The organism is Nannocystis exedens (assembly GCF_002343915.1).
Taxonomy (GTDB): domain Bacteria; phylum Myxococcota_A; class Polyangia; order Nannocystales; family Nannocystaceae; genus Nannocystis; species Nannocystis exedens.
Genome location: NZ_NETK01000001.1, coordinates 235,029 through 260,637 on the forward strand (window position 1 = coordinate 235,029; position 25,609 = coordinate 260,637).

Annotated in this window: 23 protein-coding genes; 11 read left to right on the top strand and 12 right to left on the bottom strand. The window is 73.2% G+C overall.

Annotation, left to right across the window (positions count from 1 at the left end; translation table 11 throughout):
- Nucleotides 1-1,052: 1,052 nt before the first annotated feature.
- From NAEX_RS00865 to NAEX_RS00880, 4 genes are all read left to right on the top strand, one after another.
- Nucleotides 1,053-1,865, top strand: coding sequence for a sigma factor (locus tag NAEX_RS00865; protein WP_096325630.1), 813 nt, complete (start codon nucleotides 1,053-1,055; stop codon nucleotides 1,863-1,865).
- Complete coding sequence (locus NAEX_RS00870; RefSeq protein WP_096325631.1) at nucleotides 1,852-2,256, top strand: hypothetical protein; 405 nt, start codon at nucleotides 1,852-1,854, stop codon at nucleotides 2,254-2,256. The genes NAEX_RS00865 and NAEX_RS00870 overlap by 14 nt, the downstream gene beginning before the upstream one ends.
- Nucleotides 2,257-3,188: 932 nt before the next feature.
- A complete protein-coding gene (locus NAEX_RS00875) occupies nucleotides 3,189-3,695 on the top strand; it encodes a hemerythrin domain-containing protein (protein WP_096325632.1) in 507 nt (168 codons plus the stop codon).
- A gap of 27 nt (nucleotides 3,696-3,722) precedes the next feature.
- Nucleotides 3,723-4,238: a hemerythrin domain-containing protein gene (locus tag NAEX_RS00880; protein WP_096325633.1), complete on the top strand. Its 516-nt coding sequence runs from the start codon at nucleotides 3,723-3,725 to the stop codon at nucleotides 4,236-4,238.
- A 181-nt stretch (nucleotides 4,239-4,419) separates the two neighbouring features.
- Here the strand turns inward: NAEX_RS00880 and NAEX_RS00885 are convergent, their stop codons facing one another.
- Nucleotides 4,420-4,752: a hypothetical protein gene (locus NAEX_RS00885; RefSeq protein WP_096325634.1), complete on the bottom strand. Its 333-nt coding sequence runs from the start codon at nucleotides 4,750-4,752 to the stop codon at nucleotides 4,420-4,422.
- Between the two features lie 136 nt (nucleotides 4,753-4,888).
- On the opposite strand from NAEX_RS00885, the gene NAEX_RS49370 reads away from it, so the two are divergent.
- Nucleotides 4,889-6,739: an NHL repeat-containing protein gene (locus tag NAEX_RS49370; RefSeq protein WP_170135349.1), complete on the top strand. Its 1,851-nt coding sequence runs from the start codon at nucleotides 4,889-4,891 to the stop codon at nucleotides 6,737-6,739.
- Between the two features lie 142 nt (nucleotides 6,740-6,881).
- On the opposite strand, the gene NAEX_RS00895 is transcribed toward NAEX_RS49370, so the two are convergent.
- The 5 genes from NAEX_RS00895 to NAEX_RS00915 all read right to left on the bottom strand — a co-directional run bounded on the left by NAEX_RS00895 (nucleotide 6,882) and on the right by NAEX_RS00915 (nucleotide 13,409).
- Nucleotides 6,882-8,183 (bottom strand): amidohydrolase family protein, encoded by a 1,302-nt coding sequence (locus NAEX_RS00895; protein WP_096325635.1) that lies wholly within the window; start codon nucleotides 8,181-8,183, stop codon nucleotides 6,882-6,884.
- 64 nt (nucleotides 8,184-8,247) lie between these two features.
- Nucleotides 8,248-8,784 (bottom strand): hypothetical protein, encoded by a 537-nt coding sequence (locus NAEX_RS00900; RefSeq protein ID WP_143141568.1) that lies wholly within the window; start codon nucleotides 8,782-8,784, stop codon nucleotides 8,248-8,250.
- Nucleotides 8,785-9,277: 493 nt separating this feature from the next.
- Nucleotides 9,278-10,120, bottom strand: a complete 843-nt coding sequence (locus tag NAEX_RS00905; protein WP_096325637.1) for a dienelactone hydrolase family protein — start codon at nucleotides 10,118-10,120, stop codon at nucleotides 9,278-9,280.
- Between the two features lie 273 nt (nucleotides 10,121-10,393).
- Nucleotides 10,394-11,905 carry a hypothetical protein gene (locus tag NAEX_RS00910; RefSeq protein ID WP_143825492.1) on the bottom strand — a complete coding sequence of 504 codons (1,512 nt, stop codon included), beginning with the start codon at nucleotides 11,903-11,905 and terminating at the stop codon, nucleotides 10,394-10,396.
- A 397-nt stretch (nucleotides 11,906-12,302) separates the two neighbouring features.
- Nucleotides 12,303-13,409: a M20/M25/M40 family metallo-hydrolase gene (locus NAEX_RS00915; protein ID WP_100793549.1), complete on the bottom strand. Its 1,107-nt coding sequence runs from the start codon at nucleotides 13,407-13,409 to the stop codon at nucleotides 12,303-12,305.
- A 196-nt stretch (nucleotides 13,410-13,605) separates the two neighbouring features.
- On the opposite strand from NAEX_RS00915, the gene NAEX_RS47100 reads away from it, so the two are divergent.
- The 3 genes from NAEX_RS47100 (at nucleotide 13,606) to NAEX_RS00925 (ending at nucleotide 16,189) form a co-directional block, all read left to right on the top strand.
- Nucleotides 13,606-13,785 (top strand): hypothetical protein, encoded by a 180-nt coding sequence (locus tag NAEX_RS47100; RefSeq protein WP_143141482.1) that lies wholly within the window; start codon nucleotides 13,606-13,608, stop codon nucleotides 13,783-13,785.
- A gap of 30 nt (nucleotides 13,786-13,815) precedes the next feature.
- The gene (locus NAEX_RS00920) at nucleotides 13,816-14,745 is read left to right on the top strand and encodes a hypothetical protein (protein WP_096325640.1); all 930 of its coding nucleotides are present in this window, start codon (nucleotides 13,816-13,818) and stop codon (nucleotides 14,743-14,745) included.
- Nucleotides 14,746-14,908: 163 nt separating this feature from the next.
- Complete coding sequence (locus tag NAEX_RS00925; protein ID WP_096325641.1) at nucleotides 14,909-16,189, top strand: RNA polymerase sigma factor; 1,281 nt, start codon at nucleotides 14,909-14,911, stop codon at nucleotides 16,187-16,189.
- Nucleotides 16,190-16,231: 42 nt separating this feature from the next.
- Here NAEX_RS00925 and NAEX_RS00930 read toward each other — a convergent pair whose 3' ends face one another.
- From NAEX_RS00930 to NAEX_RS00940, 3 genes are all read right to left on the bottom strand, one after another.
- Complete coding sequence (locus NAEX_RS00930) at nucleotides 16,232-17,113, bottom strand: STAS domain-containing protein (RefSeq protein ID WP_096325642.1); 882 nt, start codon at nucleotides 17,111-17,113, stop codon at nucleotides 16,232-16,234.
- 19 nt (nucleotides 17,114-17,132) lie between these two features.
- Nucleotides 17,133-17,651, bottom strand: a complete 519-nt coding sequence (locus NAEX_RS00935; RefSeq protein WP_096325643.1) for a hypothetical protein — start codon at nucleotides 17,649-17,651, stop codon at nucleotides 17,133-17,135.
- A gap of 523 nt (nucleotides 17,652-18,174) precedes the next feature.
- A complete protein-coding gene (locus NAEX_RS00940) occupies nucleotides 18,175-19,215 on the bottom strand; it encodes an NAD(P)H-dependent flavin oxidoreductase (protein WP_096325644.1) in 1,041 nt (346 codons plus the stop codon).
- 111 nt (nucleotides 19,216-19,326) lie between these two features.
- Here NAEX_RS00940 and NAEX_RS00945 point away from each other — a divergent pair, with 111 nt between their 5' ends.
- Both NAEX_RS00945 and NAEX_RS00950 read left to right on the top strand, forming a co-directional pair.
- Nucleotides 19,327-20,331, top strand: coding sequence for an LLM class flavin-dependent oxidoreductase (locus tag NAEX_RS00945; protein ID WP_096325645.1), 1,005 nt, complete (start codon nucleotides 19,327-19,329; stop codon nucleotides 20,329-20,331).
- Between the two features lie 5 nt (nucleotides 20,332-20,336).
- On the top strand, nucleotides 20,337-21,083 hold the full coding sequence (locus NAEX_RS00950) for a glutathione S-transferase (protein WP_096325646.1): 747 nt from the start codon (nucleotides 20,337-20,339) through the stop codon (nucleotides 21,081-21,083).
- Between the two features lie 49 nt (nucleotides 21,084-21,132).
- Here NAEX_RS00950 and NAEX_RS00955 read toward each other — a convergent pair whose 3' ends face one another.
- On the bottom strand, nucleotides 21,133-22,584 hold the full coding sequence (locus NAEX_RS00955) for a hypothetical protein (RefSeq protein WP_143141483.1): 1,452 nt from the start codon (nucleotides 22,582-22,584) through the stop codon (nucleotides 21,133-21,135).
- Nucleotides 22,585-22,805: 221 nt separating this feature from the next.
- Complete coding sequence (locus NAEX_RS47105) at nucleotides 22,806-23,540, bottom strand: hypothetical protein (RefSeq protein ID WP_143141484.1); 735 nt, start codon at nucleotides 23,538-23,540, stop codon at nucleotides 22,806-22,808.
- Nucleotides 23,541-23,820: 280 nt separating this feature from the next.
- On the opposite strand from NAEX_RS47105, the gene NAEX_RS00965 reads away from it, so the two are divergent.
- Entirely contained in the window at nucleotides 23,821-24,912 is a 1,092-nt protein-coding gene (locus tag NAEX_RS00965; RefSeq protein WP_170135350.1) for an NAD-dependent epimerase/dehydratase family protein, read from the top strand.
- Here NAEX_RS00965 and NAEX_RS00970 read toward each other — a convergent pair.
- A complete protein-coding gene (locus NAEX_RS00970; protein ID WP_096325650.1) occupies nucleotides 24,860-25,573 on the bottom strand; it encodes a hypothetical protein in 714 nt (237 codons plus the stop codon). The two genes, NAEX_RS00965 and NAEX_RS00970, sit on opposite strands and share 53 nt — an antisense overlap.
- Nucleotides 25,574-25,609: the final 36 nt, after the last annotated feature.

Genomic DNA, 25,609 nt, shown 5'->3' on the forward strand with positions numbered 1-25,609 from the left:
CTTGGCCGGGTCGTCGCCGGCGGCAACACCTCTGCGCCCCGCGAAAACGCACTACGCGTGGCAGTTTCACCGGCTGGGCGCGACGATCAGGAATTGATCACAGCGTCGCTGCGCCGGGGTTCTTCCCAGCCATTGCGCAATTCGCGTCCGGCGAGGTGAGCGCAACGCCGCTCGCCGCTCGAGCCCGCATGGAACGATTGCGCCCACCGCGACCGGCCGTCGGCCGTCGACAGCGGGCCCCCCTTGCGCTCCGGTCGCCATCTCCCAAGATTCGCCCCGCAGTCGTCGGCCTCGGTGCTCCTGGGGTTTTATGCGCACCCGCTGCGGAGCGAGCATACGCAGACCGACGACTGCAGTTTCGTAGCGCCCGGCGCAGGCCGGCCGCGCCGCCTGGTGACAGCGAGGGCCGCCGGTCCCGCTGCGGCCGCGACGGCTCACCGGCCTGCGAGCAGCGCCCTCGTCCGCCGCCGCGCCTGGCCCTTCACCTCCTGCTCGAAGGGCCGGGCGAGACCGCGCCCGTCCCCCGCCCTCCCAACCGCGGAAAAAACCCATGCCGATCGAGCGCCCTGTCCGAAAGAACAGCCCGCCCGAGCGACGCCCGGCGCGCCCAGCCCGTTCTCGTCCTCCCGCAAAAAAACCCCGGGTCCATCGAGCCGCCGATCGGCCTCGCGTGGCGGCTGTCCCGAAGCACAGGCGGCCGACCCGAAAACGCGGCGCCATCACCGATCGAATCACACGAATGTCCCCGGGACCAGCTCCCGACGCCCGCCGTACCGGCGAATACGGCGGCCCCGGATCGACCGCGGCCGCGTGTCGCGCCCCCGCGGAGGACCGCGACCGTCGGGCCAGCTCGCGAAGATTCGCCGCTGCGGCCCGCAGCGGGCGCTGCACTCGTCAAAGCGCGATTGGCCACACCCGCGACTTGCCGCCCCGTGCGAAATTGAACATGGTAGGTTTATCGTGATCCCACCATGACGCCCGCCCACTCCTCGGCCCCTTCTCCGCGCGCGCAGCCTTCGGCGGGACGAGCTCGTCCCCTCGATGCTCCGCAGATGTGGCGCCACGAACCCACCAGCGTGGCCGTCCGCTGCTTCGAGCTGCGCGCCGAGCTGTGGCGCGCGCTGCTCGGCCAGCCGGCGGCGCTCGCCTGGGTCGCCGAGCTCGCGCGTCGCCTCCTGCACCCCGAACTGCGCCCGGAGGGCCCCCTGCAGCGCCTCGAGGCCGCCGCCGAGGCCCTGGCCGGCAGCGACGGCCTCGGCGCGCGCGCGGCCTACGAGGCGGCGCGTCGGGCCGCCGCCGACGCGCTCGGGCCCGCCGATCCCGACCGCTGTCTCGCTCGCCGGCTCGTCGCCGACATCCTCGCCCATCGCTCCGCGCTCCTCGTCGAGCCGGCCATCCTCCGCTGGTCCACCGTCGTGCAGCGGCGCCAGGCGGCGCTGGACGCCGCCCTCAACCTCCTGCGCGCCCGCGACGAGCAGATCGGCCGGCTCGTCCGGGCCCTGCGACCCCCGGGGCGCAGCTGCGCCGAGCTGGTCGCGGTCGCCAGCCAGGGTCTGCAATGGGCCGTGGGGCGCTACGATCCGCGCCGCGGCGTCCGCTTCGACCGGTTCGCCGAGTGGTGGATCCGGCACATGATTCGTCGGCTCCTCGCGCCGCCGTCGGCGCCCGGCCCTCGCCCGCGCACCGAGCTGCGCAGCACCCACGGGCAATTCATCACACTCCACGGGCGGCCGCCGACCGAGGAGGAGCTGATGGCATTGACGGGCGAGCCGCTGGAGCAGGTCCGCCTTGCCCGCGGCCTCGATACGCGCCATCGCTACGCACGCGAGACCCGCGAGAAAGGAACCGACGATGCCCCCGCATGACGCCTCCACCCGCCAGCGCCCGCACAACGCGCCCGGGCAGCCCCTGACGACGCACCGACACGGCGCCACCATCCGCCGGCTCGGCCTCGCCTGCCTGCTCGCGCTCGCGGCCTGCGGCGCCCGCACGAAAGAGCCTCCGCCGGCCACCCACAATCAAGGCGCGTCCGGAGCTCCCGCCCCGCAAGACACCCGCACGAACCCCCGGCCCGAGGGCCAGCCCGCGAACAGCCCCACCCCGGGGTCCGTCGCCGGTGCCGCCAATCCGGACACCCAGATCACCCCCAAGCCGGGCCAGGAGCCTCCGGGCGGAGCCGCCGGCCACGCCTCGCCCGACGCCGAGAAACGCACATCGGCCGGCGAGCCCCCGCCCGCCAAGGGCCAGGCGAATTAGCGGCAGGCCCTCGCGTCCGCACGGCCCGCCGCTCCATTCGCGACGTCGCCGACGGACGGTCGGCCCATTCACCGCCCCCCGACGCAAAAGCCCTGCTCATTCCGCAGGGCTACGGATCATGCACATGCAGCAGTGGCTGCGCCGGCAATGTCCCGCCGTCCGCCGCTCGACGCCGTGCAATGATTCCTGCGTCGCTCGTCGCCCGCAGCGCGACGAGCCGTGCCCCCGATCCCCTGCGCGAGCGCTCGCCTCGTTCCACCGACGAGCTGCAACTCGCCCCGTCACCCCTCCGCTGCGGGCCCCGATCCACATCACCCGCGGCGCGCGACGAGTCCCATCACCCCTGCGAGCGCTCGCCTCGTTCCACCGACGAGCTGCAACTCGCCCCGTCACTCCTCCGCTGCGGGCCCGATCACATCACCCGCGGCGCGCGACGAGTCCCCTCCCCCTGCGAGCGCTCGCCTCGTTCCACCGACGAGCTGCAACTCGCCCCTGCGCAGCGGGCCATCCCCCATCTTCGCTCCGCGAAGCTCGACGCTGCCGCATCGACGCCTCGCATTCGCTCGCTCGCTCGCCGCGCGCGCCGAGGCCCCGTTCGCGATCGCGGCAGCGAGCGCTCGCCTCGCTGCCATCCCTGCGAGCTGCAGCCGACGCGGCAGCAGTTTACGTCGACCCGTGGATCGTCCGAGGCCGCGTCCTGCGCGCGAAGCCGGGCCGCCGGCGCGGTGACCTTCGTCCGCGCGAGCGCTGCGGCGGACTCTTCCGCCTCCTTCTGCCGCCGTATCGCCCCGTCGAGCGATCGACCGCCGCCACGGCCGACCGCGTCGTCGGTCGGCTGCCGCCTCTTGCCCATGCAACAAATCCGCGCACCCTCGGCAGGAGCCCCGCCGCATCGGTATCGCCGAGCCCGCGGAGGCCGGAGGAGCGTCATCATGGCCTCGATCTTCCAGCACCTGCGCGAGGAGCACGAGCGGCTCCAGCGCTCGATCGTCCGTCTCCGCGGCGTCGAGCCCGGCGCCGACCGGGTGCAACCATTCAACCAGCTGCGCCGCCAGTACGTCGCCTATGCTCGCGCCGCCGCCGGCGTCCTTTACAGCTACCTGATCCACGTCAAGACCACCCAGCAGCGGGCCCTCCAGGGCCTCGAGGAGCACAAGCGGCTCGAAGAGCACCTCCTCGAGGCCGAGCGCGTCCTGACCGACGATCGTCACTGGCGGCCGACGATCGCCTCGCTGTGCGAGGAGCTGGTCCGGCACCTGCGCGACGAGGAGCGCGGGTTGTTCTCCACGGCGAGGGTCGCGCTCAGCGACCGCGAGGCCACCGGCCTCGGCGCCTGCTTCGCGGCCGAGCGCGCCCGCCTGCACGGCGATCTCAGCAACCTCACCGGCAATCCCCCCGAGCCCCCGGCGGTCGGGACCCGACGCATGTCGATCCCCTGAAACCGATTCACCACGAGGAACACCACCATGACCAAATCCAAGCCCCAGATCTACGACATCCTGAAGCGCGAACACGAGGAGGTCGACGAGCTCCTGCATCAGCTCAAGGAAGCCAAGGGCAACGGCGCGCAGAAGCTGTTCGCCGAGGTCCGCCTCAAGCTCGTGCCGCACTCGCGCGGCGAGGAGACCGCGGTCTACCCGCGGCTGCTCGCCGCGAAGAACGCCTCGGAGAAGACCCGCGTCAGCCTCGAGGAGCACCGTCAGGTCGACGTCCTGCTCGAGGAGCTGGCCGGCATGTCCCCGCGCGACGACGAGTGGACCGCGAAGGTCCACGTGCTCGCCGACATGGTCGGCCACCACGTCGACGAGGAGGAGGGCGAGCTGTTCCCCCTGGCTCGCGCCGCGCTCTCCGACCGCGAGGCCGCCCAGATCACCGAGGAATACGAGCGGGCCCGCGACGAGGCCGCGCAATCCATGACCGTGGAGGAGGGAGAGGAGGAAGTGGAGGAAGAAGAGGAAGAGGAGCGCGGCGCCGCCGAATGACCGCCCCCCTGCGCGACGAGGCTCGCGCCGAGCGTTCGCTCCGCGAACCGCCCGCGTGACGCGAACCCCTCCGAGGAGCACCCGCGCCTCAAAGGGGTTCGCCACCAACGACCCCCAGGCGCAAGACCGGCCCGCGCAAGAGCTCGATCGGCGGTTGACCTGTCCCGAAGGCCATCTGCCATCATTCGCCGGCGGCGCTCCGGCGCACGCACGACAGTCCGTCGCGCGTCGGCAGCTCGCGGGTCACCGATTGCCCGGTCGTCCAGGTCAGCGTGACCGCGGCCACGCGCTCGTACGAGCCGTCCTGCCACGGCCGTAGCGCCGCGCGGTCGCGCGTGCCCACCGGATACGTCGGCGCCCGGCCGGGACGCACCCAGCGATCGGCCCGGCACAGCGCCTCCGTCTCGCCGCTCGCCGTGGTGGCCGCCGCGATCGATCGCGCCAGGTAAGCCACCACCGCGTACGGATGAAGGAAGTACACCGCCGCCGCGAGCGCGAGGGCGACTGCGATCACGAGCCTGCGCGCGAGGGCGAGCCATCGGCTGCCAGTCTAGATTGGACTGCGGGGCGCGTACGGGCAGGCGACGAATCGATCGCCTCGCACCTTTACCCTAGCAACATCGTCGATTGGGGCGGGGTATACGCTTGCCATGAACTGGACTCCCCTGCTGCTCCTCTCCCCTGTCGTGCTCGCCGGCTGTCCTGGCGAGCCGATGGCGTCGACCGACACCGATCCATCGACCACCCGCGGCTCGACGACCACGATGGTCGCCACCGAGACCGCGCCCACGACCACCGGCCCGGGCACCGAGACCGGCCCCGCTCCCACCACCTCGACGACGGGCGAACATACCACCGCGGTCGATCCCACCCCCGGCGATCCCACGGTCGAGCCCACCACCGTCGATCCCACCACGCTCGACACCACGACCACCACCTCCTCCACGACCACCTCCTCCTCGACTACCACCACCTCGACCACCGACGCCACGTCCACCACCGACACCGGCGTCGTCGGCGAATGTGTCCCCGGGGACATCCAGAGCTGTTACGGCGGGCCGGACGGCACCCTCGACGTCGGCGAGTGCGTGGCCGGGCAGCAGGAGTGCGGCCGGGACGAGCTCTGGGGCCCGTGCGTCGGCGAGGTCGTGCCGGCGCCGGACACCTGCGACCAGCCCGGCGACGAGAGCTGCGACGGCCTCGACCCGTGCCAGGGCGACGGCGAGTACGCCTGGGGGCTCACCTTCGGCAAGACCGGCGACGACCATGGCGAGCGGGTCGCCTTCGACGGCGCCGGCAACGTCGTGGTCGCGGCCTTCGGCAACGGCGACATCGACTTCGGCGGCGGCCTGCTCGTCCACGCCGGCTACGACATCTTCCTCGCCAAGTTCGCGCCCGACGGCGCTCTGCTGTGGAGCGAGCGCTTCGGCGACGGCGAATTCCAGGGCGGCCCGGAGTTCGGCCTGGCGATCGCCGACGACGGCGACATCGTGCTCAGCGGCGTCTTCCACGGCGACCTCGACTTCGGCGGCGGCCCGCTGAGCAACCCCACCCCGCAGACCGCCCTCTTCCTCGCCCGCCTCGACGGCGACGGCGGGCACGTGTGGAGCGAGTCGTTCCCTTCCGGCGAGGACGCCGCGACCATCGACCTCGCGCTCGATCCCGGCGGCGACATCCTGCTCACCGGCGTCTTCACCCCATCGCTCGACCTGGGCGGCGCCCCGCTCGTCTCCGCCGGCGGCTACGACCTGTTCGTCGCCCGGTTCACCGGCGCCGGCGAGCACGTGTGGAGCCGCGGCTTCGGCGGCCCCGACTGGCAGGTCGGCCTCGGCATCGCGCCCGACCCCGCCGGCGACATCTACGTCACCGGCGGCCTGCGCGGCAGCTTCGACCCCGGCACGGGCCCGCTGACCAGCGCCGGCATCGAGGACATCTTCCTCCTCAAGCTCGACCCGGACGGCCTCGCCCTGTGGGGCAAGCGCTGGGGCGACGCCGGCAGCCAGGGCGTCGGCGGCCTGGCGGTCGACAGCAAGGGTCGCGTGACCCTCACCGGCGCGACCAGCGGCGTCCTCGACTTCGGCGGCGGCCCGATCGAGGGCGTCAACGTCGTCAGCTGGCTGGCCCAGTTCGACGGCAGCGGCGCCCACCTGTGGAGCCGCGAACTGTGCGAGGGCGGCTCGCTCGCCGAGCAGGTGGCCGTCGACGGCCTCGACAACCTCGTCGCCGCCGGCATCTTCCATGGCACCTGCGACCTCGGCAGCGGCCCCATGACGGCGATCGAAAGCCGCGACGTGTTCGTCGCCAAGTTCAGCCCCACGGGCCTGCCCGTGTGGGGCAAGCGCCTCGGCGGCCCGCAGGAGCAGCACGCCGGCCACGTCGCCGCCTCCGCCGCCGGCCCCGTCGCCGCCGTCGGCGACTTTTACAGCGCGATCGACCTCGGCGCCGGCGCCAAAACCAGCCAGGGCGGCCGCGACGGCTTCATCGCCGTCTTCGCCCCGTGACCGCCGGCAGGGATTTGCCGCCAAGGACATGTCCTCGAGGACAAACACCACCCCCGAGCACGGCTCGCGCGCGAGCCGATCGCCACCCGCAGCATGTCTCCGAGGACATGACCTTTGAAACAGTCCGCAGCGAGCCCCGCCCTCACCGGCGGTGGATCGTCCCGCCCTTCATGACGAAGCGGACCTGTCGCAGCGCGCCGATCGAGCGGGTCGGGTCGCCCTCGACGGCCACCAGGTCGGCGAGCAGCCCGACCTTGACCTGGCCGATGCTGTCGGCCATGTGCAGCATCTTCGCGTTGACCGACGTGGCCGCGCGCAGCGCCTGGACCGGCTTCATCCCGTAGTCGACCATCAGCTCGAGCTCGCGGACGTTGTCGCCGTGGCTGAACACCCCGACGTCGCTGCCGTTGCAGATCGGCACCCCTGCCTTCAGGGCCGCGCGGAAGCTGGCCCGCTTGTCGCGGATCGCCTGCGGCTCCGGGGCCACCCCCTTCTTCCACCCGGCGTACTGCTGGACCGCGTCGGTGGCCGCCAGCGTCGGGCAGAGATACACCCCGCGCTTCGCCATCAATTTAAAAACTTCGGCTGTCCCGTGATCGCCGTGCTCGATCGTCTCCGCCCCGGCCAGCACCGCCCGCCGCATGCCCTCGGGCGTGCTCGCGTGGATCACCACCGGCCGCTTGCCGTCGCGCGCGGTCGCCACGATCCGCTCGATCTCCGCCTGCGAGAACGTCGGCAGCGGCTCGCCCTTCGGGCCCCAAAAGTAATCGCCGTACACCTTGATCCAGTCGGCCCCGCGGGCGATCTGGCCGCGCACCACCCGGGCCAGGTCCTCGCCGTCGGCCTCCTCCGCGCCCTGCGGCACGTGCCACGCCGGCGCGAAGCCCTTCGGCGCGTACGTCCCGGTGGCGACGATCGCCCGCGTCGTCGTCAGCACCCGCGGCCCCGGGATGATGCCCTGCTGGATCGCCTGCTTGAGGCCGACGTCGGCCTCGGCCGCGCCCTCCGTGCCGAGGTCGCGCACCGTCGTGAACCCGGCCAGCAGCGTCTCGCGGGCGTGATTCGTCGCCCGGGCCACGCGCACCGTCAGCGGCTCGCGCAGCACCTGGTCGTTCCACGACGTCTCGTTGTACGGGTGCAACAGCAGGTGCGAGTGCCCCTCGATCAGCCCGGGCAGCAGCGTCGTGTTCGGCAGCTCCACGACCTCGGCGTCGGCCGGCGCGCCGACCTGCGCCGCCGGCCCGACCGCCGCGATCCGGTCGCCGCGGACCAGCACCACCCAGCCCTCGCGCGGCGTGTCGCTCGCGCCCTCGAACACGCGCGCCGGGCGGAGCAGGTAGGCCTTGCCCGGGCCCGGCGGCGGTCCGGCCGCCGCGACCCCGGGCTGTCCCCAGAGACATGTGACGGCGAGCGCGAAGGCGGCGAGGACGGCGAGGCGGCGCATGACGGCCCGCGATCGTAGAACGGGTGGCGCCCGCCGTCCATGTCCCGAGAGACAGCTCAGCCCCTCACTCGACCTCGAAGATCTCCCCGTCCCACACCAGCTCGCCCTTGGCCGCGTCGATCGTGCCCTGGAACGTCTCGCCCTCGGCTTCGGCCGCGATCGCCCCGCCCTCGCAGGTGTACTCGCCGCCGATCCCGTAGTCGCCGCTCTCGTACATGAACTCGTCGGCCGACATGAAGCGCACGCGGTCGGGGCAGCTCTCGACCGGCACGTCGGGGTCGGGCGGCGGTCCGCACGGGAACTGCTTCTTCGACGCGAACACCTTGCCGATCACGAACGCGCAGTCCTCGTCGATCGGGGCCGTCGTGCTGCCGCTGCTGTCGGTCCCGGTGGAGTCGTCGGGCTCGCCGGTGGAGGTCGGCTCCGTCGCGCTCGTCGTCGTCGTCGTCTCGTCGCCGGTGCTCGTCGAGCTCTCCGGCTCGGTGGTGCCGGAGGTCTCCGAGGTCTCCGAGGTCTCCGAGGTCTCGCTCTCGGTGCCGCTGCCCTTGTCGCTACACGCCGGCAGGGCCAGGCAGAGGATCAAACAAGTTAAGTACTTCATGCGGGCGAAGATAGCGCGACCGACCGCCGCGCGCACCTCGACGCGCAGGGGAACCACAACTTCGCCCCTCGCCGCGCGACCAGGGGCGGCCGTCCCCCGGGGCCCTGCCGGGCGAACCCGCCCGGGGCGACGGATCGCTGCCGCCTCCGATGTCGTGAATGCTGCCGAACGAGGCGCAGGCCGATCCGCCCGGTCACTCGCCGATCACGAACGTGCCGCCCTCGCCGTCCGCGACCACCTCCCCCGTCGGCGCGGTCCGGGCGACCCACAGCGCCTCCGCGGGCACGGCGTCACCGAGGCCGCGAGCCGACCCCGCTCGCCGAACCGTCCGCGCTGGCCGCCACCGGGTCGATGGTGGCCGTCGGCCGCGGCTGGCCGCTGCAGGTCGCCGACCTGCGCTGATCTGCCCTTCTGGGCATGCCCGTCCGAGCATGTCCTTCAAGGCATGACCGGCGGAGCCTGCCCTCTCGGACATGCCCTTCGGGCCACCCTGTCACGCGGCCGCCGGCGGCAGCAGCTTGCGCCGCAGCAGCCCCAGCACCTGCTGCAGCGCCGCGTGCGTCGGCTCGCCCGGCGCGTCGACCAGGCCGCCGGTCAGCACCGAGTGGTGCTTCCGCAGCAGCTCCTCCGGGTGGCCGTCGCGCTGGTCGAGCTCGACCGCGACGAAGCCGTCGCCCAGGCGCTCGCGCAGGAACGCGAACCGCTCCGGCGGCACCAGCGGGTCGCCGTGGAAGCGCAGGCCGAGCACCTGCAGCCCCTCGCGCGCGCACCGGCCCGCGACCGTGGCCAGCTCGTCCGGCCCGCAGTCGATGCTGCGCCGCTGTCGCGCCGTCAGCCCCAGCGGCAGCGACGGCTGCGACAGCACCGGCACCAGCACCCGCGGCTCGGTCGCCATCGCCAGGGCGAAGCCCCCCGTGAAGCACATCCCGACCGCGCCGACGCCCGGCCCGCCGCAGCGCGCGTGCTCGTGGACCGCCAGCGCCCGCAGCCAGTCGACCACCGGCGAGCTGCGCCCGACCGCCAGCATCGTGAACTCGCGGCGGACGCACACCTCCGTCAGCACCTTGACCGCGCCGCGCAGCCGCGCCAGCGGCCTCGCCGCGGCGGCGTCGAAGCCCGGGGTCCCGAACAATTGCGGCAGCGCCACCGACAGCCCGATCGCCACCAGCCGATCGGCGAAGCCGAGCACCTGCGGCGAGATGCCCGGCATCTCGGTGATCACGAGGACCGCCGGCCCCGCGCCCTTGCGGTACACCGGGTGCGTCACACCCGCGTGGGTGAACGCCTCGCAGGCGTACGTGGTCAGGTCGCCCTCGGGAGCCTTCGGCTTGGCCATGCCGTCATGATGCCCGCCGGCGGGACGGGCAGGCGCGGCGGAGCGCCGAATCCACCTGTCCCTTCAGACACGTCGCTCCGCCCGCGTTCGCCCGCGACCGCCCCTGTTCGCCGTGCCCCCGCGGCCGCCGCCCGCCGACCGGTGCCCCCGGCCGCCCGCGGCCGGGCGAGGAGATCCGCCGGCCGAACCGGCGCCCGAATGCATCGACCCGGGCGCGCGATCGAGGCGGCTGCCGGCGACGCGCGCCGCCGGCCGCTCACCCGCGCCTCACGCTCAGGGCGTGAAGCACCACAGCGTCGAGCGGTCGATGCCGCCCTTGTAGGCGACGTAGCCGCTCGTCTGCGGCGCTTCGCAGTGCGACGGCGCCGACACCCACGGCAGGCACGTCGACGCCAGCGGCCCCGCGCCGTCGTCGTCGTAGCAGTGGCCCGGCCGGCCCTCGCCGCCGCAGTAGAGCGCGGTCGGCGTGTCGACGCACGGCTCACCGACCGGCGCCGGGTCGACGCCGCTCTGCTGCAGCAGCTCGTGCGGCAGGCACAGGTTGTAGCCGCCGCCGCAGTGCGTGCCCGCGGCGCAGCCGGGCGCGTCGGACAGCACGTCGCAGACCTTGCCGCACTCGTGCCCGTCGCCGAAGTCGACGCAGCGCAGCCCGAGCGCGCAGTCCGAGTCCCAGCCGTTCGGGTCGGCCAGCGTGCAGCCCTCGCCCTCCTGCTTCGCGCCGCCGGTGACGCACACGCCGTCGGTGCCGATCGCGTTGACCGGCATGCAGAACTGGTCTTCGGGGCAGGCGTCGGCCGTGAACGGCGCGCAGCCGTTCGGCCGCCGCACGTCGTACTCGGCCTCCTCGATCCAGTAGCAGGTCCCGTCGACCGCCGGCTCGAGGACGTCGCCGTTCTTCACCATCTCGCGCAGCTCGACGTGGCGCACGCGGCCGTGGGTCTGGTGCGGCGACAGCAGGTCGAACACCTCGAGCTGGCCGGCCACGGCGACGAACGTCCTCTTGTACACGTCCGCCTCGAGGTCCTCCTGGTACGTGACCGTCGCGCTGCTGACGGTCACGTACTGGTTGACGAAGTTCGGGATCGCGTGGTTCGGGTCCGGGTCCAGCGGGTGGACGCCGACGGCGATGTCGCCGTCGAACATGATCCGCAGCAGGTCGAACAGCGCCGGGTCGGCGGTGATGCTCGTCTGCGTCGACGGCGTGCGGACCAGCGGCACCGGCGCGGCGCTCTCGAGCTGGTGCTCCTGCTGGCTGAGCAGCTCGACGCCGAGGATCGGCAGCTCTTCGCAGTCCTCGGGCTTGATCGGCCCGCCGGTCGTCTCGGTGTCGCCGGTCGTCTCGGTGTCGCCGGTCGTCTCGGTGTCGCCGGTCGTCTCGGTCCCCGTGGAGGTGGTGGTCTCCTCGACCACGCCGGTGGTGGTCGTCGTCTCGCCGGCGGTCGTGTCGGTCGTCGTCTCGCCGCCGGTCTCGGTCGTCGTCTCGCCGTTCGTCGTCGTCGTCGTCTCGGACGTCGTCGTGCTCGTCGGCATGAGGGTGGTCTCGGGCTCGACGGTCGTCGAGGTGGTGGTCGTCGTCTCGCCGCCGGTCTCGGTCGGGTCGACGTCCGCGGTGGTCGGGCCGGCCGTGTCGGTGCCGGTCTCGCTGTCGGTCTCGGTCTCGGTCCCGGTCGCGGCCGTATCGCCGGAGTCCGCGGGACAACCCGTCGACAGCAGCGAACCGCTCAATGTAAACAGGACGCCGGCCGAGAGGCGCGGCAGGGCGTATGTGGAGATGGCTTTAATCATGTGGGCGACCCGTATCCGCCAAGCGCCCCAAATTGGCAATGGCGGCCCCCGAGAATTTCGCGAGCAGGCGGGCGCGCGAATGCAAGCACCCGTGCTTTGGGCCGACCGCCGGCCGAATCGTCGCCTTTGCGCGGGGCCGCCCTGCCCGCCCGCGCGCGCCGGGCGACGCAATCCCGATTGCGTCCACCGCCCGGCCCGGCGGGCGACAGGGCGATTCCCCGATCACGAGCATGGGCGTGCGCCCTCGCCGTGGCGGCGCTGCGCCGGCGTTGCGGCGCTGCCCCGCCATTGGCCGGAGTTCCCGCACATACGCGCGCCGGTCTCATGCGTATTCCGGCGCAATGCGGCGAGTCACCGCGGGATCGCGCGCTCGATGCCCCCGCGCGGCTCGGCCGGGTCACATCCCGAGGGCCACCGCGCTGGCCTCGACCGTCGCGCGCGTGACGAGGGCCGCGAACTCGAGGTTCAGGTTGGCGACCTCGTCGGGGCCAGCCATGCAATGATAGTTGGCGTAGCGGAATTCGCTGGTGTCCGTCAGGAACACCGCGGGATAGCCCGCGTCCCAGAACGGCGCGTGATCCGAGCGCCGCAGGTCGGCGAACAGCTCCGACGTCTCCTGGCCCCCGGGCAGCTCGATCAGCGCCCGGCGCAGGCCGATGCGGTCGGCCGCCGCCGCGTAGGCGGTCGCGTGCGCGTTCGCCTTGGCGCTGCTGACGATGGCGATGAAGTCGCCGCGGAACTGGTTGGCCTCGAGCTCGGCGTAGGCCTCGGAGAACACCAGCTCGAACCCGGTCGGCACCGTCTGGCTGTCCTCCGCGTCGGAGGTGAAGGCGATCATGTCGAAGTTGAAGTCGACGACGATGTCGTCGCCGGCCGCCTTGGCCGCCGCCACGTACGCCTCGGAGCCGATGAGCCCGTCCTCCTCCTCGTCCCAGCAGGCGACGTGGACCGTGCGGTCGAACTCCGCCCGCGCCAGGAGCCGCGCGATCTCGAGGGTCGCCGCCACCCCGCTGGCGTTGTCGTCGGCCCCGCGGCAATCGGAGATGTGATCGTAGTGGGCCGCGACCAGCACGATCTGCTCCGGGCTCGTCTTGCCGAGCCGTCGCCCGACCACGTTCACCCCGCTGCCGTAGTCCATCAGCACGACCTCGTACCCGAGCTCGCTCAGCCGATCGGCGCACAGGTCCTGCACCGCCTGCCAGTGCGGCGTCCCGGGCGTGCGCACGTCGGCGATGAACTGCAGGTCCTCGGCGTACGCCGCCGGGTCGATGCAATCCGCCAGCGCCTGCGGCGAGGCAGCGCACGGGTCGGGCTCGCCGGTGGTCGGCTCCGCGGTCGTGCTGCTGCTGGTCGGCGCGACCGTCGTGCCCGTGGTGGGGGTCGTGGTCGTCGTCGCCTCGCCGCTGGTCGTGATCTCGGTCAGCGTAACGTCCCCGCCCGTCTGCCCGCAACCGAGGCCACACACGAGCACGAGCCAGGAGAGCCGCCGCAGGTCGTTCGTCATCGCGGCGCGGATCCTACCACGCCGCCCGCGAGGCCAGCGCGTGACCTGACGCCGCGCGATCGCGCAGGCCGGTGCTCCGCGACTGCGCCGCGCCGCTCGTCGCGAGTGGTTCACGGCCCTCGCTTGCGACGGGAGTGACAGCCGCCCCGCGGCGTAGGCCGTCTCGCTCGCAGTCAACCGATCGTCCGCGTCCTCCGTGCCCGTCATCCCGCGCTGCTATGAATCGCGCGACCTCGGCGACACCCCCGACGCGTGCGCCGAGTACCAGGGCCGCTGGGCCACCACCCGCTCTTGGCCTCCACGGCGCCCGGCACGGCCACCCGATCCCGGCGCTCCCTTCGCCGCCGCGACCATGGCGTTCTTCCGCTCGTTCTGACGCCGCCGGCCGCGTGCTACCCTCGCCGCCGTGGTCCGCGACCTCGAAGAATTTCGTCGGCTGTACCGCCTCCACATCCCCACGCCCGAGCACGCCGCGTACTACCTCGAGACCCTCGCGCGCTCGCCCCGGTACGCCGATCTGCCGGCGCTCGCCGGGCGCTTCGCCGCCTTCGAGGCGCGCCTGGCCGCGCAGGGCCTGAGCGTCGCCGACTACCGCCAGCAGCAGCTCCTCGCCCTGCGCGACGAGCTCGCCGCCACCGCCGCGTTTCGCCGCCTGTGCGCCGCCGCGGTCGGCCCGGCCCCGGCGACCCGTAACCGCCTGTCCGAACAGACAGGTGCATGGTTCGTCTCGCTCGACCTGCGCGAGGCCAACTTCAGCGTCCTCGCGCTGCACGACGACGAGGGCGCGCTCGGCTCGGGCCCGTGGGTCGAGTTCTGCGCCGCCCGCGGGGTCGACCCCGTGCTCGCCGAGTCCAAGGCCTTCCGCCAGGCGCTGTTCGGCTACCTCGAGCCGAAGAAGGTCCAGCGCGTGCAGCTCGGCCTGACCGCCGCCCTGGCCGACGACCTCCGCCGCGACGGCCTCGAGGATCGCGCGATCGCCATGATCTCGCACGACGAGCTGATCCTCGCCTTCCCCGGCGACGATGCCGGCCTCGCCGACCTGCGCGCCCGCCTCGCCCGCCTCGCCGCCGCCCCGCGGCGCCCGGCCGTCCGCGCCAGCGTGTTCCGCAGCGCCGCCCTCGAGCCGGGCATCGATCTGCGCACGTTCTACGACCTCGCGGGCGACGCCCCGCCGGCGCTCCGTCACCGCGCCCTGGTCGGCGTCCCCGGCAACCTGTTCTACGTCTACTTCAAGCGCCACGTGCTCGAAGCCCCGCTCGACCGCCGCGACCTCTACTTCCGCGTCGAGAACCGCCTGGCCCAATGGGTCGTCGACGACCTCCCGCCCTCCGCGTAGCCGTCGCGCGGCGGCGCCATGGTATCTCGCGGGGCCCGCCCCGACTCCTATCATTCGCCGCGCGGTGTAACTTGCAAAGTTGCAGTCGAATGCCGGCCGCGAAGTGACCGACCGGCGGCCCCGCCCTTGCGCCGGCCCGCAGAGTTGGTCTAGTCCCTGTCGCGTGACCCCCGACACCCATCGCGCCATTCACGCCGTCTGGCGGCTCGAGTCGGCCAGGCTGATCGCCGGGCTCACGCGGTTCGTCCGCGACATCGGCATCGCCGAGGAGCTGGCCCAGGACGCCCTGGTCGCCGCGCTCGAGCAGTGGCCGACCTCGGGGGTGCCGAAGAACCCGGGCGCGTGGCTCATGACCACCGCCAAGCACCGCGCCATCGACCACCTGCGGCGGGTCGAGCGGCACGACCGCAAGCACATCGAGCTCGGCCACGCCATCGACGCCCGCCAGGACTCGCCCGCGGCCGTGCTCGACGCGGCGCTCGACGACGACGTCGGCGACGACCTCCTGCGCCTCGTGTTCACCTCGTGTCACCCGGCGCTGTCGAGCGAGGCCCGCGTCGCGCTGACGCTGCGCCTGCTCGGCGGCCTCACGACGCAGGAGATCGCGCGCGCCTACCTCGTGCCCGAGCCGACGATCGCCCAGCGGATCGTGCGGGCCAAGCGGACCCTCGCCGAGGAGAACGTGCCCTTCGAGGTCCCGCGCGGCCCCGAGCTGGCCGACCGCCTGGCCTCGGTGCTCGAGGTCATCTATCTGATCTTCAACGAGGGCTACTCGGCCACCTCCGGCGACGACTGGATGCGGCCGGCCCTGTGCGACGAGGCCCTGCGCCTCGGCCGGATCCTCGCCCAGCTGATGCCGAACGAGCCCGAGGTCCACGGCCTGGTCGCGCTGATGGAGTTCCAGGCCTCGCGGTCGCGCGCGCGCGTCGGCCCCGGCGGCCAGCCGGTCCTGCTCAACGAGCAGAACCGTGCGCTGTGGGACCGGCTCCTCATCCGCCGCGGCCTGGCCGCGCTCGAGCGCGTCGACGCCCTCGGCGGCGCGCGCGGCCCCTACGCCCTGCAGGCCGCGATCGCCGCCTGCCACGCCCGCGCGCTCACCCCCGAGGCCACCGACTGGACCACGATCGCGGCGCTCTACGCCGCTCTCTACCAGCTCTCGCCCTCGCCGGTCATCGAGCTCAACCGCGCCGTCGCCGTCGCCATGGCCGAGGGTCCGGCGGCCGGCCTGGCGATCGTCGACCGCCTCACGAACGAGCCCGCCCTCGCCCGCTACCACCTGCTCCCCGGCGTGCGCGGCGACTTTTTGTTCAAGCTCGGGCGCTTCGCCGAGGCCCGCGTCGAGCTCGAGCGCGCCGCCTCGCTGACCCGCAACGCCCGCGAGCGCGACCTCCTGCGCGAGCGCGTCGCCGCCTGCGACCGCGCCCTCGCCGGCGGATCGACCTGATCGCCGAATCAGCAGGGCGCGCGGCGAATGGTGGCACCGCGCTCAGCGGCTCGCCATCGGCGCGATCCGCAGCTTGCGCAGCGCCAGGGCGTGGGCGATCCCGTCCTGCAGCGAGCTCAGGGTCTTGAGGCTCGACAGCTCGACGCCGAGGCCGACGATCGTCTGCGCCACCCCCGGCGACAGCCCGACCAGCAGCAGCTGCGCCCCGAGCAGCCGCACCGCCTGACTGGTGCGGATGACGAGCTGCGCCGCCTCGCTGTCGAACAGCGGCACCCCCGAGATGTCGACGATCACCACGCTCGCGCGCGACTCGCCGATCGCGTGGAGCAGCCGCTCGGTCAGCAGCTGCGCGCGCTGGGCGTCGAACAGCCCGACCAGCGGCACCACCACGATGCCTTCGTACACCGGCGCGACCGGGGTCGACGCCTGGCGGATGACGTCGAGCAGGCGCGTCTTCTCCTCGAAGGCCGCCCTGAGCTCCTCGAGCTGCGACTCGAGCTGACGCACCTCGAGCTGCGCCGCCTGCTCCTGGAACGTCTGCTCGCGCTGGGCCACGAACCGCATCGCCCCGACCAGGACCAGCTGGAACAGCCAGTCCTCGACGCGCTGGCGCTCCGCCGGCGCGGCCTCGGTCGCCGCGGCCAGCACCAGGGCGCGCAGCGTCGTCGTCAGGTGGCGCAGGTCGGCGTAGCCGAGCGACCCCGAGAATCGCCGGACCAGCGCCGACATCGCCTCGCGCCCGGCCGTGTCCTTGCCGCTCGCCAGATCGGCGGCGAGCGCCGCGATCACGCCGTCGGCCACGGCCTCGCAAGCGGCCCTGCCGGCGCTGCGGAACACGCTCCCGGCGCGGCGACCCAGGCCCTCCGCCAGCGCCGCGGTCAGGCCCGCCCGCTCGCGCTCGATCCACTCGAATGGCGTATGCATCGTCGAACCGCCGTCCGCATCAGAAGCTGACCAGATACGTGCAGGACAGGGCGCCCTCGTCCATGCAGCCGCCCGCGCCGTGCTCGACCAGCGCCGGCGCGCCGACGCGCGAGCAGCAGCCCTCGATGATGCCGATGTTGAGCGGGCACGGCCCGAGCGAGGTCCACACCAGGGTCGCGCTGTTGTCGTCGTCGAATTCGCAGGTGATGCAGCCCATGTCGGCGGCGCGGGCGTTCATGCGATACGCCGCGTCGAGGCCCATCAGCAGGCTCTTCACGTCGTCGAGGCCGGGCGGGAACGGGGCCGCCTCGATCATCTTCTTGCCGACCGCGATCATCGCCCCGCGGCCGATCTTCTCGTAGATGGCGAAGTAGATGTCCATCGCCCAGTTGATGTCGTACCAGCGCGTCGGATCGATGCGATCGACGCCGGCGTCGCGCAGCACCTTCTGCACGAGCGCCTGGGAATGGCCCAAGCCGAGCAAGAAGGAATAGAGCGCGGCGCCGTTGTACTCTCCGCCCGACTTGCTGGCTCGCATGAGTCCTCCGCCTGATGGACATCACCGCGCGACCGGACGTCTCGAAGCACCGAGAGCGCGCGCAGGACGCTACCGTGTACCGCGAACCGCGCCCCACTGTCCAGCTCGCTGGCTCCACGCCGTTCGTCGGCCTCTTCAATTGACTGACGGAAGTCGGGATGCGACCGCAAGGATGTCCCCCGATGCGGCGGCGGGGGGGCGGCCCCGCCGCCATGCATCGATGATCCGCGGTGACGACGTCGCCGCGAGACCTCCCCAATCGCGCGACGTCCCGCGTCGGAACGCGTTCCAGCGCCGCCTCCGGGGCCGCGTGGGCGCGTGTGCCGAAGCGCCGCACCCGCCGCCGCGCGCGCGTGGGACAGCGCGCCGCGAATGAACGTCGATTCACAGCATCGCTCGCGCGACGGTCCTGACGCCTCGCGGTCGCCGTGAGCGAATGCCCCGTCGATTCGCACCACACGCATGATTGCGGGTCCCACCATTTGCGCGCCGCGAATCCCCGCGGGTGCGATGATTCGCCCGCTCACGCCGCCAGCCCCGCCTCGCGCACCAGCGACGCCACCAGCTCGCCCGCCGGCAGCGCGCGACAGAGGGGCGCGCCCTGCCCGGCCCACAGCTGCATGAGGTCCGCCCGTCCCTGCGCCGCCGCGGCCGCGCGGATGTCTCGCGTCAACCCCTGCTGCTGCGGGAACGGGGCCGCCTCGACGGCCGCGAACGCCTCGCTGAAGCGGTTGCGGACGCCACGCGCCGGTCGGCCGCTGAACGCCCGCGTCACCGTCGTGCGCCACGCCGTCGCCAGCGCGGCGCGGTGGGCCTCGGGGGTCCCGGCCTCGGGGCAATTCATGAACGCGGTGCCGAGCTGCACCGCCGCCGCGCCGAGGTCGAGCATCGCCCGGATCGCGCGACCGTCCATGATCCCGCCGGCCGCGATCACCGGCACCTGCACGCGGCCCGCGATCTGGGGCACCAGCGCGATCGTGCCGACCAGCCCGTCCTCGAACGAGCCGAGGAAGGTCCCGCGATGACCCCCGGCCTCGGCTCCTTGCGCGCACACGGCGTCGACCCCGAGCGAGGCCAGCACCACCGCCTCCTCGACCGTCGTCGCCGTCCCGATCACCGCGATCGACCGCGCGTGCAGGGCCTCGATCTGGGCCCGCGTCGGCGCCCCGAACGTGAAGCTGAACACCGCCGGCCGGATCCGCAGCACCGCCTCGAGCTGCGCCGCGAACTCCGGCGCCGCGCGGCCCGGCGGCGGCGTCGTGGGCAGCCCGAGCTCGCGGCGGAACTCGGCCAGGAGCGGCGACACGCGCGCCGCCGCGGCCGGATCGTCGGGCGCGTCGGCGCGGACGAACAGGTTGAGCGCGAACGGCTGCGACGTCAGCGACCGCAGCTTCGCCGCCGCGGCCTCGATCTCCGCCGGCGTCATGTAGGCGCAGCCGAGCGAGCCGAGCCCGCCGGCGTTCGACACCGCGGCCGCGAGCTCGGGCGTGTCGGGTCCGCCGGCCATCGGCGCCTGTACGATCGGCCATCTCGTCGGCAAAGCGGTCGTTCGTGCGTGCGTCATCGGCGACGATGATGCATCACCCTCGGGCGCACGCCCACGACAAACTCTTCCGCTTTCGCGGCGACCGGTGCGATTCGGGCCTGCGGCCGGCGCATCGCGTAAGGTGAGCGCGTGGTCCCGTTCTCCGTCCTCGACCTCGCACCGATCGCCCAGGGCACCGACGCCGGCGCCGCCCTGCGCAGCACGCTCGAACTCGCCCGGCACGCCGAGAAGCTCGGCTTTCACCGCTTCTGGCTGGCCGAGCACCACAACATGCCCGGCATCGCCAGCGCCGCGACCGCGGTGGTCATCGCCCACGTCGCCGGCGGCACCAGCAAGATCCGCGTCGGCGCCGGCGGCATCATGCTGCCCAACCACGCCCCGCTCGTCATCGCCGAGCAGTTCGGCACCCTCGACGCCCTGTTCCCCGGCCGCATCGACCTCGGCCTCGGCCGCGCCCCGGGCACCGACATGCGGACGGCCCGCGCCTTGCGGCGCAACCTCGCCGGCGACGTCGACAACTTCCCCGACGACGTCGCCGAGCTGCTCGGCTACTTCCGCCCGGCCGCGCCCGGTCAGGCCGTCCAGGCCGTCCCGGGGGCCGGCGCCGACATCGAGGTGTGGCTGCTCGGGTCGAGCCTCTACGGGGCCCAGCTCGCCGGCATGCTCGGCCTGCCGTACGCGTTCGCCTCGCACTTCGCCCCGGCCGCGCTGATGCGGGCGATCGACGTCTACCGCCACCACTTCCGCCCGAGCGAGCGGCTCGAGCGACCGCACCTCATGGTCGCCGCCAACGTCATCGCCGCCGACACCGACGCCGAGGCGCGGCTCTTGTTGAGCTCGCTGCAGCAGATGTTCGTGTCGCTGCGGACCGGCCGGCCGGGCCTGTTGCCGCCGCCGATCGAGGGCTACGACGCCCGCCTCGCCCCGCACGAGCGCGCGATCCTCGACGAGGTCCTGTCGTGCTCGTTCATCGGCGCGCCGGACACCGTCCACGCCGGCCTGCAGGGGTTTTTGGCGCGCACGGGCGCCGATGAGCTCATCATCACCTCGCAGATCTTCGACCCGGTCGCCCGCCTGCGCTCCTACGAGATCGCCGCCGACATCCGCGACCGCCTCCACCACGCCGCCCGCTGATCCTCATGCCCACCGCGAACGTCGCCGCCGATCACTACGAGCTGTACTACTGGCCGGGGATCCCCGGGCGCGGCGAGTTCGTGCGCCTCGTGTGCGAGGACGCCGGCGCGCCCTACCTCGACGTCGCCCGCCGGCCCGCCTCCGAGGGCGGCGGCGAGGCGGCCGTCGTCCGCGCGCTCGAGTCGCTGCCCGGCCTGCCCGCCTTCGCCCCGCCGATCCTCCGCGTCGGAGCGCTGGTGATCGCCCAGACCGCCAACATCTGCGGCTTCCTCGGCGATCGCCACGACCTGTCCCCGGGGACAGAAGGCGGCCGCGCCCAGGCCATGCAGCTGCAGCTCACGATCAGCGACCTCGTCGCCGAGGTCCACGACACGCACCACCCGATCTCCACCGCGCAGTACTACGAGGAGCAGCGCGACGCCGCGAAGCTGCGCGCCGCCGCCTTCCGCGACCAGCGGATGCCCAAGTTCCTCGGCTACTTCGACCGCGCGCTGCAAAGTAGCGGCGGCCCGTGGCTGCTCGGCGACGCCTGCTGCCACGCCGACCTGTCGCTGCTGCAGGCCCTGCTCGGCCTCGAGTACGCGTTCCCGCGCGCGTTCGCCCGCCAGGCGCGCCGCGTGCCCGAGCTGCTGCGCCTGCGCGACCGCGTCGCCGAGCGGCCGCGGATCGCCGCCTACCTCGCGTCGCCGCGCCGGCAGGCCTTCAACGAGCACGGCATCTTCCGCCGCTACCCCGAGCTCGACGCCGCCTGAGCGCCGCGACGGAGCGGCGCCCCTCGTACCTGTCCGCGGGGACAGGTCGTCACGGCGTGTAACTCGGCAGCTCGACCACGTACGTGTCGACCGTCCCGCCGCCGCCCCAGTCGCTGCCGAACAGGATCCGCGTCCCGCTCGGGCTCGGCACCGCCGTCGGGGCGGCCCAGTACGGCTCGCCGATCTGCATGTTGTGGTGCCCCCAGCTGCGATGACGGCCCGCGCGGCACACCTGCCCGGTGTTCGTGTCGGCGAGCAGGAGCTCGAGGTCGAGGAGCCCCTGCCCGGCGGGGTCGCCGATCGTCGACACCACCACCCAGCCGGGTCGGTGGATCGCCAGCGCCGAGATGTGCCCCGCGGGCGGATACGGGTAGCCCGTCTTCGGCCCGACGATCACCTTCGAGGTCCCGTCGGTCAGGTCCCAGGTCACGAGCATGCCGATGTCGTCGTTGCCGCCCGGGCCCGCGTCGTAGACCACGCCGTTCCACGTGTCGTGCCCGTTGGTGAGCCGCCCGAGCGACGCGTGGCCCCACGGCTCGGCCAGGTCGAGGGTGCGCAGCACGTTCAACGCCGGATCGGTGACCCGGCCGGTGTCGCTCAGGTACGCCAGCGCGCCGCTGGGCGCGACCTGGGCCGGGTTCTCGCCGAGCGTCTGCTGGCCGAGCACCGAGTTCGTGGCGACGTCGAACACGAACACCTGGTCGTCGCAGCCGAGACCGAGGCGGTCGGAGTCCCACGACGAGAACAGCGGGTCGCTCCCGGCGCTGACCGGGCCGCCGCAAAAATCGAAGGTGTGGACCGGCTCCTCGACCTCGGTGTCGACGTCGAAGCGCACCAGCGTCTTGCCATGCACGTAGAGCACGATCGACGGCTCCGAGCCGTGCCAGTAGAACTGCTCGAGGTCCGGCGGCGCGATCGGCAGGCTCTTCAGCGGCTCGTAGGTCTCGCCGTCGTAGAGCAGGTGGCCCTTCGAGACGTCGTAGAGGATGAGCCGCGTCTCGTCCGTGTTCCACGCCGCGATCGTGCTGTACGCCGGCTTGATCACCGGATTTTCGCCCACCGGCTCGACGCTGGTGATGCGCCGGATCGTCGTCCCGAACTCCGCGTCCACCACCGCCTCGCCGAGCCCCGGTTTGGCGAGCGGCGTCATCGGCCGGTCCATCAGATCCTGCACCAGCCCGGCGCACAGATCCGGCGGCTCGGCCTCGCCGGTCGTGTTCGCGGTCGTCTCGCCGGGGTCGGTCGTCTCGCCGACGCCCGTCGTCGTCGTCGTCGTCGGCGGCGCGCCCGTCGTCGGCCCGACCGTGTCACTGCCGGTGCTCGCCGTCGTCGGCTCTGTCCCCGTCGACAGGCTCGCCTCGCTCGTGCCCGTCCCCGTCGTCGTGCTCGCCGGCCCGGTCGTGGCGCCGTCGTCGGTGCTCCCGCTGCCGCCGCCACCACCACCGCAGGCCGAAGCCCAGCCGACCAGCATCATCCACCCGTACCTCGAAGCGAAGCGCATCGCGCCAAGCTATCACGACGGGCCGTGCGATCGCGCCACGCGCCGGAGCGCGCCCGCCTTGACCGCGCCGCGAGGTCGCGCGTCCACACATTGCCTTCAGGACATGCTCTCGGAGACAGGGCGCCTGCGAGCGATCGAGCCGGACTGCGAGCGGCGGACGGCCGTGGCGACGCCTGCGGCCCGGGGAGCGCGATCGCGGGCGAGCGAGACCGTCGCGGCGGCTAGGCCCCGATCCCGCAGCACGACAGCGCCTTGGCCTCGAGCAGGTCGGGGTCGTCGCAGACCGGCTCGGACGCGCACTCGCCGAACTTGACCTCGTCCTCGAAGCACTCGCAGGCCGCCTCGTCGCAGCGCATCGTCATCGTCGGCTCGCCCGCGCACTCGCGCGACCACTCGCACATCCCGTCGCCGCCGCCGCCGCCGATGCTGCACGTGTTGCCGAAGCCGCACACGTCCTCCTGGGCGATGGCCTCGTCGGTGCACGGCCCTTCCTCACCCTGCTCGAGGTCCTCGAGCTGCTGGCACGTCAGCCCGGCGTGACACGCCATCGTCGCCGTCGCGGCCGCCCGGCACTCGCCCGCGAGCTCGGCCAGCTCCGCCTCGCAATCCTCCGGGCAGCTCGCCGCCTCCTCGGGCGTGAGCCCGACGCACTTGGCCAGCATCACGCAGTACTTCTGACAGACCGTGGCGTCCGGTGGTTCGCCGGTGCTGGTCTCGCCGGGGCTCGTCGAGTCCGACTCGCCGCTGGTCGCCGGCGTCGTCGGCGACCCCGTCGTGGTCGGCTCCGACGTCCCGTCGGTCGACGCCCCGTCGGTCGACGACGCCGATTCGCTCGCGGTCCCCGTCTCGTCGCCGCCGGTCGTCGGTCCCGCGGTCGCGTCGGTGTCGTTCTTCTCGCCGGGACAGGCCCCGATCAGCAGGGCCGTGAGGATGATGGCAATTCGGTCGATGATCATGTCGGTTCTCGCTGGCCCGCGGCCTGGCACTCCGGCGCGGGCCTCCGGAACCGCGCGCCCCGGAGGGGCATTCCACCGGAGTCGGATCGACGTCGGTCGGCCCTGCCTGCGTCCTTTCCCCTTCACAATGGCCGCAGCTCGGCGATTCTGTCGCCTCCGGCGCCACCGCGCGGCCGAACGCCCGCCTGTCGGCCGCCCGCACCTGCTTCGCCGACGAACCGCCCGCTGCGCGCGGCTTTATCGGACCCGACCCGCCTCGTATCCTTTTCCGTCGATCGTCATGCCCACCCGCCGCCGCTTCCTCGCGCTCACCGCCGCCCTCCCCGCCGCCGCCTGCGGTCCGCGGCGGCCCGTCGCCCCGCCCGAGCCCCCGCCGCGCGCGCTCGACCTGCTGGTCCTCGGCGGCACCGGCTTCATCGGCCCGCACCTCGTGCGGCACGCCGTCGCCCGCGGTCATCGCGTATCCATCTTCACCCGCGGGCGGCGCAAGGCCGACCTGCCGGACAGCGTGGAGCGGCTGCTCGGCGACCGCGACGGCCAGCTCGGCATCCTCGCCGGTCGGCGCTGGGACATCGTCGTCGACGACTCCGCCACCCGCCCCGAATGGGTCCGGCAGTCGACGCAATTGCTCAAGGACCAGGTCGGCCGCTATCTCTTCACCTCCTCGACCGGCGTCTACTACCCCTATTTGCAGCCCGGCGCCGACGAGACCTGGCCCGTGCGCACCGAGGTCACCGATCCCGAGGACGGCTCCGAGGCCTACGGCGTGGCCAAGGCCCGCTGCGAGCGCGAGGTCCTGCAGGCCTTCGGCGAGCGCGGCCTCGTCGTCCGGCCGACCTACATCGTCGGCCCCGGCGACACCACCGATCGCTTCCCCTACTGGCCCGTCCGCCTGCAGCGCGGCGGCGACGTGCTCGCGCCCGGGCGCCGCGACGACCCGGTCCAGCTCATCGACGTGCGCGACCTCGCCGAGTTCATGCTGCGCCTGCTCGAGGACGGGCGCAGCGGGATCTACAACGCCGTCGGCCCGCGCGAGCCGATCACCATGCCGCAATTCCTCGAGGCCGCGCGGGCCGCCGCCAACCCCGAGGCTCGCCTCGTGTGGGTCGACGACTACGCCTTCCTCGAGGCCCACGGCATCTCCGATGCTGTCCCTTGGGTCATGTTGAAGGGCAACGACCTCGGCCACATGTCGACCCGCAACGCCAAGGCCGTGGCCGCCGGCCTGCGGTTCCGCCCGCTGGCCGAGACCGTGCGCGACACCCTCGAGTGGTGGCCCACCGTCCCCACCGAGCGGCGCGACGCGCCGAAATTCGCCCTCACCGCGGAGCAGGAGGCGCAGGCGCTGGCCGACTGGCGCGCCCGGGGCTGATCGCGCGCGGCGCCTCGGCCTCGGGGTTCCAGGTCGGCCGCCGACGTGGCGCCTGAGACATGACCTTGAGGCCAGGTTCATCCCGCGGCACCAGCGCGATCCGGACCAGCTGCAGCTCGCCGCGGTGGGCGGCGAGGAAGCGGACCAGGCGGTCGAAGCGGCGGTGATCGCCGCCCTGCCGCGCCCACGGCACGTCGACCCGCAGCGTCGCCGGCCCGGTCCACGCCAGCCGCGCATCGGGCTCGACCAGCCGCACCGCGGCGACCGCGAGCTCGCTCCCCTGGCGCAGCACCAGCTCGAGCTTGCCGAACCACACCGCGCCGTGCAGCAGCCACGACCGCAGATCGCCGACCGGCAGCGGGTAGCGGGCGATCCGTCGCCGCAGCCAGCCGTCGGCCGGGACCTCGGGGTCGACCGCGCTGCGGGCCAGGGCGAACACGTTCCACAGCAGGAACGCCGCGAACAGCTGCGGCACCATCGCCACGCCGAACACCGCCGCGGTGAACACAGCCGCCACGCGCGCGGCGCCCCAGAGCTCGTGCGGCGGCCCGGGCTCGGACCAGGCCGGCAGCCCCTCCCGCAGCGCCCGCTCGAGCGCCGTCTCGACGAAGCTGCGATACGGCTCGCGGGCGACGGGGGGCTGTCCTTCGAGCGCACGCATCGAGCCGAGCCAAGGCTAGCAGCCGCCCCGCGGCCG